At 41.4% G+C, this 13113-nt stretch carries 11 protein-coding genes; 4 read left to right on the top strand and 7 right to left on the bottom strand.

Annotated elements, in window-relative coordinates; translation table 11 throughout:
- Positions 1-30: 30 nt before the first annotated feature.
- Together thiE and J502_RS03295 are read right to left on the bottom strand one after the other, a co-directional pair.
- Entirely contained in the window at positions 31-660 is a 630-nt protein-coding gene (gene thiE, locus J502_RS03300) for a thiamine phosphate synthase (protein ID WP_005015071.1), read from the bottom strand.
- 72 nt (positions 661-732) lie between these two features.
- Positions 733-1113 (bottom strand): Mpo1-like protein, encoded by a 381-nt coding sequence (locus J502_RS03295; RefSeq protein ID WP_005015072.1) that lies wholly within the window; start codon positions 1111-1113, stop codon positions 733-735.
- 317 nt (positions 1114-1430) lie between these two features.
- Here J502_RS03295 and J502_RS03290 point away from each other — a divergent pair, with 317 nt between their 5' ends.
- Complete coding sequence (locus J502_RS03290; RefSeq protein ID WP_005015073.1) at positions 1431-2912, top strand: CYTH and CHAD domain-containing protein; 1482 nt, start codon at positions 1431-1433, stop codon at positions 2910-2912.
- 67 nt (positions 2913-2979) lie between these two features.
- On the opposite strand, the gene J502_RS03285 is transcribed toward J502_RS03290, so the two are convergent.
- A complete protein-coding gene (locus J502_RS03285; protein WP_005015075.1) occupies positions 2980-3612 on the bottom strand; it encodes a hypothetical protein in 633 nt (210 codons plus the stop codon).
- A gap of 108 nt (positions 3613-3720) precedes the next feature.
- On the opposite strand from J502_RS03285, the gene J502_RS03280 reads away from it, so the two are divergent.
- On the top strand, positions 3721-4116 hold the full coding sequence (locus tag J502_RS03280) for a DUF3144 domain-containing protein (RefSeq protein WP_005015077.1): 396 nt from the start codon (positions 3721-3723) through the stop codon (positions 4114-4116).
- 119 nt (positions 4117-4235) lie between these two features.
- Entirely contained in the window at positions 4236-5300 is a 1065-nt protein-coding gene (locus tag J502_RS03275) for an amidohydrolase family protein (RefSeq protein ID WP_005015079.1), read from the top strand.
- A gap of 90 nt (positions 5301-5390) precedes the next feature.
- Here J502_RS03275 and J502_RS03270 read toward each other — a convergent pair whose 3' ends face one another.
- From J502_RS03270 to J502_RS03260, 3 genes are all read right to left on the bottom strand, one after another.
- Positions 5391-8162 (bottom strand): M16 family metallopeptidase, encoded by a 2772-nt coding sequence (locus tag J502_RS03270; RefSeq protein WP_005015080.1) that lies wholly within the window; start codon positions 8160-8162, stop codon positions 5391-5393.
- Positions 8163-8315: 153 nt separating this feature from the next.
- Entirely contained in the window at positions 8316-9707 is a 1392-nt protein-coding gene (locus tag J502_RS03265; RefSeq protein WP_034683121.1) for an L-cystine transporter, read from the bottom strand.
- A 525-nt stretch (positions 9708-10232) separates the two neighbouring features.
- A complete protein-coding gene (locus tag J502_RS03260) occupies positions 10233-11060 on the bottom strand; it encodes a PhzF family phenazine biosynthesis protein (protein WP_034683118.1) in 828 nt (275 codons plus the stop codon).
- A gap of 81 nt (positions 11061-11141) precedes the next feature.
- Between J502_RS03260 and J502_RS03255 the strand changes: the two genes are divergently transcribed.
- Entirely contained in the window at positions 11142-11735 is a 594-nt protein-coding gene (locus J502_RS03255) for a flavin reductase family protein (RefSeq protein WP_005015084.1), read from the top strand.
- Between the two features lie 53 nt (positions 11736-11788).
- Here the strand turns inward: J502_RS03255 and icd are convergent, their stop codons facing one another.
- Positions 11789-13045: an NADP-dependent isocitrate dehydrogenase gene (icd, locus tag J502_RS03250; RefSeq protein ID WP_005015085.1), complete on the bottom strand. Its 1257-nt coding sequence runs from the start codon at positions 13043-13045 to the stop codon at positions 11789-11791.
- Positions 13046-13113: the final 68 nt, after the last annotated feature.

Here is a 13113-nt window from a genome sequence, read left to right as displayed (position 1 = left end):
AATAATCACAATAAAATTAAAATATTCAGCTTATATAGCAGGCTGGGTCTCTGCAAATAAAATAGCCCATGCCTGTACGCGGCTTGGAATTTCTTCGGCCGGCAATGCCAATATATCACTAATGACTGCACAAAGATCTGCTCCAGCTTGAATCACAGGCTGAGCATTTTCAACCTTTAACCCCCCAATGGCACAAATAGGCAGACTAAACTTCTGGCGTGCCAGCTTTAAAGTTTCCAGCCCGATATTACCTGCTTCAGGTTTGCTGTAAGTCGCATAAATTGCACCAAATGCAATATAGGTTGCCCCATCTGCAATTGCCTGTTCAGCCAGTTCAATAGAGTTAGCGCAAGTCCGGCCAATGATCATATTTTCTGGTAACTGAGTTTTCGCCTCTATAATTTCACCATCGGTCTGCCCCAAGTGCACACCTAGACCACACTGTGCTGCCAGTCTAATATCATCATTAATCACCAAAGGAACCTTATAAAAATCGCATAGGGCTTTAATCCGTTCCACTTCATGCAATTGGTCAGCTTTTTCTACTTTTTTACGACGGTACTGCAATATTTCAATTTGATGAGTGGCTAGCGCAGCCTCCAATTTTTCCAGTAAGAGCTCAATTGGATCATCATTGGTAATGAGATATAGACCGCGCATAAAACCTCACTTTTAAATTTAAATAAAAATATCAATAAAGTATAACAAATTTCAGACTTTTATCAGCTCTGCTTATGAGTCAATTTTATCGTAGCGGCGATCTTTTAGACTTAAATTACCACGCACGACATCGGCAAACATACGCCAGTCTGAAATAAAGCTGTATAAGGGCTGTTTGAAGCTGGCAGGTTTGTTTTTCTCAAACATAAAATGCCCTACCCAGGCACAAGCATAACCAGCCAGCAAAGCAAGTGGAAGATAACGTTTTTTAGATTTAACCAAACTTACACCGAGCAGCAATAAACCTGTACTGCTCCCAGCTACATGTAGACGTCGGCTCATAATATTACGGTGCTCTGTCAGATAGAACCTATAAAATTCGTGATAATTACGTATTGGCAGCTGATATTTGATTTCTGTACTTAGTTCATGGGGTGAATGTGTTGTTGTCATGGAATCATCCTGATACCGGTTATTTATTTTCTTTCACGTTACTGCATTTCTTGAGCAAAATAAAGCTGAGCGTTTTGAATTGTAATTTTCATAGATTCAAGATAGCAAAAAGATACAATATGCTTATATATGAATAAAAATAAATTATTATAATCAAATAATTAATAATATTATTTTAAATCCGGAAATTTGGTAGTTTATTTTTTTTATGTCATAGTCAAAATTCATGTTTATAGCTGTTCAGCTGGTAGAGCTGATCTGATTAAAATTTTACATCACTATTTTTTTAGCGTGATTGAGAACTCGGAGACTGTTCAATGCTGGAAATCGAATTAAAATTTCAAATTCCTGAGGCTCAACAAAAATCACTCAAGCAGGCTTTGCAACCAGATACTGCACAGTCTATTCATCTGCAAGCCAAATACTTTGATACACCAGAACGATTACTTTCTAAAAATGGGATGGCGCTGCGGCTACGTAAGGAAGGTGAAGACTGGGTTCAAACTTTTAAGGCAGCTGGTAAAAATCATCTGCATCGTATTGAAGCAGAAGTTGATCTTGGTATATGTAGTGAAGAGCCTGAACTTCCTGATCTGAATTTTTTTGCAGAACATCCTGAAGCTCAAACTCTTCTGGAAAATATACTGGGGAACCAGGTAACCGAGCTAGAATTACAGTTTGAAACTGATGTGCAGCGAATCTACCGGATTTTTAACTTTAATAATGCAGAAATTGAAGTTTGTCTCGACCAGGGAGAAGTCCGTACCCAAAATGATATTGATGTTATTCACGAAGTTGAATTCGAACTTAAACAGGGTCCTGCTGAAAGCCTGATTCATTTTGCACAAGGCTGGATCAAGAAATATCAACTCTGGCTCGATGTTAGAAGTAAAGCTGAACGGGGCACGCTACTGGCGCTCGGTCAAAAAGCCTCCAAAGCAGTACATGCCAAGTCTATTGAATTATCGAAAGAAGACAGTACTGATACTGTTTTAAGAAAAATCGTGGCCAACTGTCTCGATCAAATTTTACCGAACCTGGCAGCAGTTGCTGCAGAGGTTGCTGATGCCGAACATACTCATCAGGCGCGTGTAGGTATCCGCAGATTGCGTAGTGCTCTCAAGATTTTTAGTAACTGGTCTGATGCTGTAGACCCTGTCTGGGAAGAAAATCTGAGTAAGCTCTTCAGCCAGCTTGGTTCAGCACGTGACCGCGATGTAGTAGAAGCAGACATTCTGCCTCAGATTGTCCAGGAAGGTTTAATTACTATTGAATTACCCTCAGCATCTGATGATTCAGAACATCCTGCTGGATCAGTGGTACGTTCAGCCATGGTAATGAACACATTGCTCGACCTGATGGCTTTTGCATATACAGGCAGCTCTGCTAATGAAAACCAGCATAAGTCCACTAAAGTAAAGAAAAAGATTAAAAAACGTTTGGAGAAAATGCATCAGCAGATCGTACATGATGCATCGCAATTTATGCAGCTCGAAGCTGAAGAACGGCACCGTACCCGCAAACGCGCTAAACGCTTACGTTATGGTATTGAATTTGTGAGCAGCTTATATTCTGAAAAAGAGGTCCAGCACTATCTAAAGCAGCTACGTCCGGTGCAGGAGGCTCTCGGGCATTATAATGATCTAATTATTGCAGAAGAGGTTTTCCGTAACGCAGCTGCACAGCAACCTACTGCCTGGTATGCCGCTGGCTGGGTTAAGGCCAGACAAGAATCTGCTTTACGTGAGGCAGCTCAAGCTTTAGAAAAATTCTGCACTGCTCAAACCTTCTGGTCATAGTCTTGAGATAAATTTTTTATATCATATTGATTTTAAATGCTGCTCAGGATTGGGCAGCATGTATTAACTAGCGATATTTTCCGTAGATTTTCCACACCCCGTTATCAGCCAGTGGATCACTATAGCTGTCACTGCGCTGTTTGCGTGGCTTGTCACGGGCATCTACCAGTTTAAAGTCAGGTTCTACACTCAGCACAATGCCATTTACATAAAACCGGGTACGGGTATATTCACTCTGGCCGTGCTGAAATACATAGGTACGCAGGTCAATAAACTCACGATGTGCTACCAGTGCAGCGGTATCATCACTTTCCAGCCACTCTTTCATAGCGAATACCTGTTCAGGTTCGAACTGGCCACATTTCTCTACCAGACTGGCAACACCGCGAAACGTTTTAGACTCTTTGGCGCGGGTTTTATTAATACGGATCCGGTCTACATGAAAGAAAAAAAGCGGTAAATTTAAATGACTGGGCAGATGAATTGCATCTAAGATTTCATCTTCCATAAAAGGCTGGAACATTTCTTGAGCACGCTCGATTAAGCCTCGCCACTGCTGATAATATTCTGCCACTTCAGATTTTGAACCATAGTAAATAGGCAAGCTTTCCACATGTTCTAGGTGATTAGGTGGCCATATATGCTGGCGTAATAAAGCTATGTCACTTTTCAGACTTTGTACAGCAATGGCATCTTGCATGAGTTTACCTCATTCTAGGCTTAGGCTATTTTTAGATTAAGACAAAGGTTCAGTTTCTGCAAGGCTTTGCCTATAATAGAACATTAAATTTTTGAGTTGGAAAATGTCATGTCTCAAAAGATTCAAGCAACGGATGTTACCGAAGAAGAAGTGTTAAATGCTGCTTTCTTTGAACGTGCCGATGAATTTATTAGACAGGCCAATGAATTTTGCCGTCCTCCCAAAGGTGAAAAAGCCAATCCTGCAGAACTTCGTGGTCAGGTTAGTGCGGCCATGTTATTTGCTGCGGCCCGTTTTAACACATGGGTTGCAGCTAACAATTTTAAAGATGGCAACGAGATGCGTGAAGCGAAAGAACAGGTTATGTCTTATCTGATTCAGCAGTTTCAAATGATGCTGGAAGATAACTTTGATGAATATTGCGAACAGTTTGAAAACTATTTGCGTTTTCGTAAAAATGAGGAGTTTCATACTCATAAACATGATCACAAGCATGACCATTGAAATCATTGTTTAGGCCCTGCGGGGCTTTTTTTATATTTACAGATTTATCTAGAATAAAAAGATGATTCATCATAATCTGTGCTCAGGATATTCAGAAATAAAAACAACATGGAATGATTATGCAAGATCTGGGTTTTAATTTTATTGATTCACATATTCACCAGTGGGATCCACTCAACACTCCACATAGTGCCCGTATGGCAGTTAAAGTTTTTGGTAGGTATCCGGCTGTACTCGACAAAGTTATACGCCTGGTTAAACCTAAAGAACTGATCGAGAGTTTAGGTCAAACTGTCTATGTAACTTCTCCTTACCTCCCCCAGAATTACCAGCAGGATCTTGGTCCCTACCAGGCTGAGCAGGTGGTACATATCGAAGCTCACTGGCATGATGACCGAGGTAAAGGAGTAGTCGGCGAAACCCGTTTTATTGAATCCTTGCCTTTTGATACAACCCGTACTCAACTCGGTGCCATTGTGGCAACAGCTGATCCGTGTCAGAGTAATTTTAAAAAGATTCTCAAACTCCATGCAAAGAATTCTTCACGGCTGCGCGGTATACGCCGAATGGGAGCTGTACATGAAGATAAAGGTATTCTGGCATGGGCAGATCAGCCCCATCTTTATACTGATAAAAAATTCTTAAAGGGATTTGAGCAGTTGGCTCAACACCAGCTCAGTTTTGATGCCTGGGTCTACTCTACCCAGCTTCAAGACCTGATTCAGCTGGCACGCCAGTTTCCAGAAACTTCGATTGTTCTGGATCATCTTGGAACACCTGCGGGTATATTTGGAAAAGTCGGAAAAAATACCGGACTGACCCAGACCGGTCGTGACAATATTTTTTATCAATGGCAGGAAGATATTGCAGAACTTGCTACCTGCCCAAATGTTTATACCAAAATGTCCGGACTAATGATGCCGGTTTTAGGACATCAATTTCATAAAAATAAACGTCTGGCCACCAAACAGCAAATGATCGATCTGCTTAGTCCAATGATTCTACACGCACTCAAGAGTTTCGGGACCTACCGGGTAATGTTTGGCTCCAATTTTCCCATGGATAAAGTAAGCACCAGTCTGGTTAATCTGATCGATGCTTATAGTGATATTGTGGCAAGTTATAATGCTAGCGCTTTGAAAAATATTTTTTATGATAATGCACGGCAATTCTACCGTCTGTAAAAAACAGGCTGGCTTTTGATAGCCAACCTGCGTATACATTTATATTCTTTAAGATGAAATAAGCCATAACCGGCTTATTTCATATTTCATTTAGGAGCCTTTCTGAGGCTGACCATACTGGTCTGCCATCACTTCAACCAAGTGCTCCGGCTTGATGTATTTACGAATTACTGCATCAATATCAGCTTTATTCAAACCGGCAATAGCCATATCACGCTTTGCACGGCTTTCCATTCTTTTGCCGCGCTCCAGCTGGCTATTTAGCATGCCATGGATATTACGTTCATCTTCCAGTGCAGTAACGCGCTGTTTCATAATATCAGCTTTGGCTGCTTCAAGTTCCTGCTCGGTTACGCCCTGCTTCAGAAGATCATCCAGTACTTTATGTACCGACTGTGACACCTGTGCAGAACGGCCGGCTGTATAATTTGCTTCAATACTTAAACCTCCAACCGCTGCATCCGGATCAAGCTGTAAATCACTACCAAAACCATAGACCAGTGCATTCTTTTCACGTAGCTCTTGTGCCAAGCGTGATGATAACTGAGAATTGCCCAAAATATGGCTAAAGATGATCAGTGCAGGTGCATCAGGATGGTCCACCCCTACCGGAAAAGTCAGTATGCTCTGGTAGTTGCCAAATTCACGCTGCTCAGAAAGCACATGTACTTTTTGTGCTTGATATACCCTATGTTCAGAGGTCAGCTTTTTATAAGGCTGGCCCCCCTTCCAGTTACCCAGTTCACGCTGCAACAGTTTTTTAATCTGTTCAGGCTTAAATTCACCAGTAACTGCGACCTGAGCATGGTCCATAGCAAAGAACTGCTGATATAGCTGTTTGACCTGCTCTACTTTGGCGGTCTGTATTTTGGATTTCGCCAGTTCGGGTTCAAAATGATAGCGCAGGTCGCCCGGTTGATAAATTTCAATTAAACGTGCCATAGTTAAAGCAGCAACGGTATCAGGTTCAGTATAAGGCCTGTCCAGAGTAGCGAGAGTTTGTGATTTGATCAGATCAAACTGTGACTGTTCAAATTTAGGTTTCTTCAGCAACTCAATTACAAATCTGAAAAAATCATCAAATTTTTCTTTTTTTGCCTGTATCCGGATCACAATACCGTTTTCATCCGCACTGGCACTGGCCTGACCTCCGGCTTCTATCGAACGGTCTGCAATGTCTTGTAAACTGTACTGATCTGTTCCTCTTAGTAGCAGATAAGCCATCAGTTCCAGAGTTTCCCCACGGTCAAAAAGCGTTTTCTCATCACCGAATTGCAGGGTAATAGTGGCGTAAGTTTTGTCATCACGAGTAGCGGTTGGAAACAGCGCATATTGCATGCCATTTTTGAGGGTTCCCCGCTGAATTTTCTTTTCAGCCTGGTCCAGAAGCTGTTTCGAGTTAGTCAGATACTGGGTAACCTGTTGCTTGTAAACACTGGCATCAAGCAAGGGTTCAGCTGATACTGCCTGCTGATTAAGTGTTTTTGGCTGCTCGACAGCCTGCTTTTGTTCCAGTGCCTTTTTCTGTTCTTCTGGTGTAGGCTTGATGTCACCTGAAATCCGGTGTTGCGGTACCAGAAAGCTTTTCAGGGTCTGGTTCAGCTCGGCAGTGTTTAAATTACGCACGGCCTGTAAATCATTGAAATACTGGTTCCAGTTACCCTGACTTGAAACAACATAATCACTGAGCCGTGAACCAATAGCAGTCGCATTGTTCATAATACTGTCTGCCTGATTCTGCATCAGACTTTGAACCCGTTTTAGCTCTGTATCATTGAAATTCTGGTTTTTCTCTACACTGGAAAGCAAAGTATTTTCAACTTTATTTTCATCATGACTTGGCGCATAAATAGCTCCCATAAAGACCAGATTAAAATCCTGATCTAACCAGGTAGTAGACTGGACAGCAGTACTTAATCCGGATTCGACCATACTCTGGTAAAGATGACCGCTTGGCTGCATGGTATACAAATATGGTGCCAATGCCAGTGCCGGCTGAATTTTGGTATTTTTTCCATCCATATAAATATGGAACTTGGCCAGATCGCTGCCTTTTCTGACAATAAAATTACGGTTCTTGATCTGGGTCGAGTCCAGTTTTGGCACTTTAACCTGCTCAGGCACTGAACGTGCTGGAATTGGACTGAACTGCTGATCAATCGTTTTTAATATGGCTGCCTTGTCAAATTTTCCGGCAATGACCATGACTGCATTGTTAGGCGCATACCAGGTACGGTAAAAGCGGTTAAGCTCATCCATTCGGATTGATTTAAGTTCTTCTAGATCTCCAATTGGTAATCGCCCAAGATACTGGTTGCCATAAGCAGATTTCCACATTTGGTCCATGAGCACGGCGAAGGGCTGGTCCAGACGGATTTCGCGCTCACGTTTTACAATCTCGATTTCAGAGGGAACAAACTTTTGCTGTAGTACCAGCTTATCCATTCGCTCTGCTTCAAGATACAAAACTTCATTCAGGGCTTTGCTGTCAGGTCGGACAATATTAAGGTAACGAGTGGAGTAATAGTCAGTACTGGCATTTGTCATTAATGTATATTGGTCCAGACGCCGCTGAAACTCCTCACCTTTTACATTTTGAGTACCTTTAAAAGCCAAATGTTCCAAAAGATGAGCCAGCCCTCCTTTTCCTTGCGGATCATTCAGGGAACCGGTCAAATAAATTGTGTTGATATAAACTTTATTTTCTTTATCATTCGGGGCAAGTACAACACGGAAGCCATTGTCCAGTTTGTATTCCTCGATTTTTTGTTGGGATTTAACCAGAACCGGCTGTGCAAATACTGCTGTATTTAAACCGAGAAGACATAATGAGAGAGTAAGAGTCTTAAACCGCGTTAACATAATTATTCCAATTATTTCAGCTCAGTGAAGCTATTTATTCATCATCATAGGTAATGATTGTTATATTTAACAGCCTATTCTAAAAAAATAGCCGCTTATTTCAACGGCTCAGTGTATAGAAAATATGCCTGTAAATATCTTGGTATAGCAATATTAATGATGTGCCAGTTCAATTTCTTCACGGCTATTTAAAATACTTTTATCGGTCTGGCCCATCAGTTGACTGGTAACAATACCGGCTGTCATTGAACCATTTACATTTAATGCAGTCCGGCCCATATCAATTAAAGGCTCGATAGAAATCAGGAGCGCCACCAAAGTTACTGGCAGGCCCATAGCCGGCAATACGATCAGCGCTGCAAAAGTTGCCCCGCCACCCACTCCGGCTACACCGATTGAACTTAAAGTCACAATTCCGACCAGTGATGCGATCCACATGGGATCTAGAGTATTGATTCCTAAAGTTGGTGCGACCATCACTGCCAGCATGGCTGGATATAAACCTGCACAGCCATTTTGACCAATCGTGGCTCCAAAGGAGGCTGAAAAACTGGCAATCGACTCTGGAACGCCCAACCGGCGAGTCTGCGCTTCAATATTCAAAGGAATACTGGCCGCACTTGATCGGCTGGGAAAGGCAAATGTCAGTACAGGTGCTACCTTTTTAAAGAATTTTACTGGAGAAATGCCAGTAAGAAGTAAAATAACAGCATGTACAGCAAACATGATGGCCAAGCCCACATATGAGGCTATCAGGAAACCACCCAGATTCAGAATATCAGCAAGGTTAGAACTGGCTACTACTTTTGTCATTAAAGCAAAAACGCCATACGGTGTTAAAGTCATAACCAAACGTACCAGTTTCATTACCCAAGCTTGCAAAGTCTGAATAGCATTCAGAATTCGCTGGCCTTTTACCACATCATCCTTCATCAGGTTTAATGCAGCCATACCTAAGAATATGGCGAAAATCACCACACTGATAATTGAGGTCGGGTTAGCTCCGGTCAACTCGGCAAAAGGATTACTCGGAATAAACGATAAAATCAATTGTGGCACACTTAAATCGGTTAATTTTCCAACGTAATCAGACTGAATAGTATTTAAACGGGCCGTTTCGGCCGCTCCCTGTACCAGACCCTGAGCAGTTAAACCGAATAGATTGGTTACGAAAACCCCGACTAGGGCCGCAATTAAAGTGGTAAACAATAAGGTTCCAATTGAATAGAAACTGATTTTACCTAATGACGAAGCCTGATGTAGTTTTGCCACAGCTCCTAAGATAGAAACAAAGACCAGTGGCATCACGACCATTTGCAAAAACTTCACATAGCCATTGCCCACAATATTAAACCAACTGATAGATTCGGCTAGAATTGGGTGGTTTGCGCCATACACGGCGTGTAATCCGAGTCCAAATATAACTCCCAGAACAAGACCAGCAAGTACTTTTTTAGACAGGCTCCATGTAGTTTTGCGTGTTTGGGCAAGCAAAAATATCAACCCGATAAAAACCACAATATTAATGATTAGGGGTATATTCATTCCCAAACTCCATCTAGTTGCCGGTGCATTCTTTTAAGGTGGCATATTTGACTATAGTCTGTCTTAAACACCTAGCCTTTTTAACAATTTTATAGCATCAAAATTACTACCGATCTGTTTGTAATGCTTAATTATTTTTAAATATATAATTAGCAGTTTAAATGAAGACTAATTTGATGAAAGGATCAAATCGCTATACTTATTTATCTTCCTGATAGTTTTAGTAAATTCTGATATCAAGAATCTATTTAAAGCTCTAGCTGGCTATTTCGGTTTTTTAGATATTAGATTGGAATAAAAATTATAGACAAATGATTTTAATTACTATATTAATAACCAAGCTATTTTCATGCATTTATTATAGAGCCTATATTTACCCTTTATTTAATCTGTTCAGTCTGCGGTATAAATAAAAGCATTTTTTAATTACTACAGTAAAAATTATTAAACAAGCAAAATATAAAAATAAAAGGTTCCCGAGGCCGAGAACCTTGAATGATAATTTCCAGGTTGAAAAGTATATCTCTAGTCTAAAAAGATTTCTGCAACCATATATAGCTTCGCATAACCAGAAATTTCTATACGTTGATTATCTTTTAAATCACAGTACAGTAATCCGCCGCGAGCAGAAGCCTGATAGGCAACCAGTTGCCGTTTTGAAAGTTTATCGGCCCAGAGTGGAGCAAGACCAGTATGCATGGAACCTGTTACAGGGTCTTCATCAATCCCTTTATGCGGTGCAAAATAACGAGCAATATAATCATAATGCTGTGCCTTGCTGGTAATGGAAATATCAAGGTCAGCGGCAGTGATTGCTGTGCTGCGCTGATAGGCTACTGCCAATTCTTTAATTTTATTAAAATCTGGTTTTGCATCACGTACAGCCTGTTCAGATTCACAGACCAAAATAAAAGCTTGCTGGTTTACATAAACTTCATTAAAAGGGCAATCTACTACCTTATTTAACAAGACAGGATAATCTGGCAAGGGCTCAGGTACACGTACTGGAAAATTCATGGTGATTTTGCCATCTTGTCCTTGTGTGACAATAAAGACTCCTAGGTCTTTTACATGAAAATGAATCGTTTTTGTGGTGGTAAAATCTTTAAAAAGAACAAAACTACTGGCTAAGGTAGCATGACCACAGAAATCCACTTCAACACTTGGGGTAAACCAGCGAATCTCATAATTTTCATCATTTATTATTTTGACGAAGGCAGTTTCTGAAAGGTTGTTCTCCAATGCAATGTTTTGCATAATCCTGTCATCTAACCACTCTTCACATACAAGCACAGCAGCCGGATTTCCCTTAAAAAGTTCTATGCTAAAAGCATCAACCTGATACATTTTCATAAGATTTTTCCTACGTTCTTTGCTCTGTATCTTAAGGCTTTTTCTGCTAGGCTGGGCAAAATTGTTTTACTGAGAATGCAGATGTTAAATCCACACATTCAACATGTTCCCCTAGAGAAAGCTTATCGTCTGCTGACACATGGTCCTACTGTTTTAGTCTCGAGTAAAGACCATAAAGAGACAGATGTGATGGCTGCTGCATGGGCATGTGCACTTGAGTTCGATCCAGCTAAAGTGACTGTAGTGCTGGATAAAAGCACAAAAACCCGGCAGCTTATTGAGAATTCGGGTTATTTCGCCTTACAGATTCCCACTCTTAAACAACTGGAACTCGTATACAAACTCGGCACTACCAGCAAGATGACTGAACCTAATAAGCTGGAGATTTGTCAGGTTGAGCTGTTCCAGTTTGAAAACTCCGATCTTCCCGTGGTTGCAGACTGTTCAGCATGGTTACTGTGTGAATTAATTCCGGAACCCCATATCCAGCAGGCACATGATCTGTTTATTGGAAAGGTTATTGCAGCCTATGCAGATAATAGGGTTTTCAGTCAGGGCCGCTGGCACTTTGAAGATGCAGATGAAGAGTGGCGAACCATTCACCATGTAGCAGGAGGACACTTTTATAGTATCGGTAAAGCAGTCTCTGTAGAAGAAGCAAATCTGGAGTTATAGATTTCTAGTAAAAACCCGCGATTGTCGCGGGTTTTTATTGGGGAAAATAGAAATTACTCGCCCATATTTTCAATAATTGCCTGTCCGAATTCAGAACAGCGCAGAAGTGTTGCATTTGGCATTAGACGCTCAAAATCATAAGTCACAGTCTTGGCCGCAATAGCGCCAGCAATTCCTTTAATAATCAGATCAGCAGCTTCTATCCAGCCCATATCTCGCAGCATCATCTCAGCAGAAAGAATGATTGAACCCGGGTTGACTTTATCCTGTCCGGCATATTTAGGCGCAGTACCATGAGTCGCTTCATATACTTGAATTGCCCCACCGATATTTGCACCGGGCGCAATACCAATGCCTCCAACTTCTGCTGCAAGTGCATCAGAAATGTAGTCCCCATTCAGGTTCAGCGTAGCAATCACAGAATAATCTGCCGGACGCATTAAGATCTGTTGCAGGAATGCATCAGCGATGACATCTTTAATAATAATATCTTTACCAGTCTTAGGATTCTTAATTTTAACCCACGGACCACCATCTAGCAGTTCACCACCAAAGCGCTCAAGTGCAACTTCATAGCCCCACTCTTTAAATGCACCTTCAGTATATTTCATGATATTACCCTTGTGCACAAGCGTTACACTCGGTTTATCATTATCAATTGCAAACTGAATAGCCTTACGTACCAGACGCTGCGTACCTTCTTTAGAAACAGGCTTAATACCGATACCACAATTTTCTTCAAAACGGATCTTGGTTACACCCATTTCTTCTTTTAAAAACTTTATAACTTTTTTAGCTTCCGGAGAACCGGCTTTCCACTCGATTCCGGCATAGATATCTTCCGAGTTCTCACGGAAGATCACCATATCTGTTAATTCAGGATGCTGGACAGGTGAAGGTACTCCTTCGAACCAGCGTACTGGACGTACACAGACATACAGGTCCAGTTCCTGGCGTAATGCGACGTTTAGTGAGCGGATCCCGCCACCAACCGGCGTGGTTAAAGGGCCTTTAATTGAGACAACAAATTCACGCAGGGCTTCGAATGTTTCTTCAGGCATATAAGTGCCGTAAATTTTATTGGCTTTTTCACCGCAATATACTTCCATCCACTCGATCGAACGTTTGCCACCATAAGCTTTTAAAACCGCAGCATCTACCACTGCTTTCATTGCTGGTGTAATATCCACACCAATACCGTCACCCTCAATGAAAGGAATGATCGGATGGTTTGGTACATTCAGTGACAGGTCTGCATTGACTGTAATTTTATTACCATCTGCAGGAACTACGATCTTCTGATAACCCATTGTGCAGGTTCTCCCTTATGTAGCTGACGAATAAAATGTATGCCATGCAGGCACACTCTTCAACTTTC

The sequence above is a fragment of the Acinetobacter sp. 1294596 genome (assembly GCF_000582925.1).
Taxonomy (GTDB): Bacteria; Pseudomonadota; Gammaproteobacteria; order Pseudomonadales; family Moraxellaceae; genus Acinetobacter; species Acinetobacter radioresistens.
Note: the sequence above shows the minus strand (reverse complement) of the source record. Positions and strands in the feature narration are given on the sequence as shown.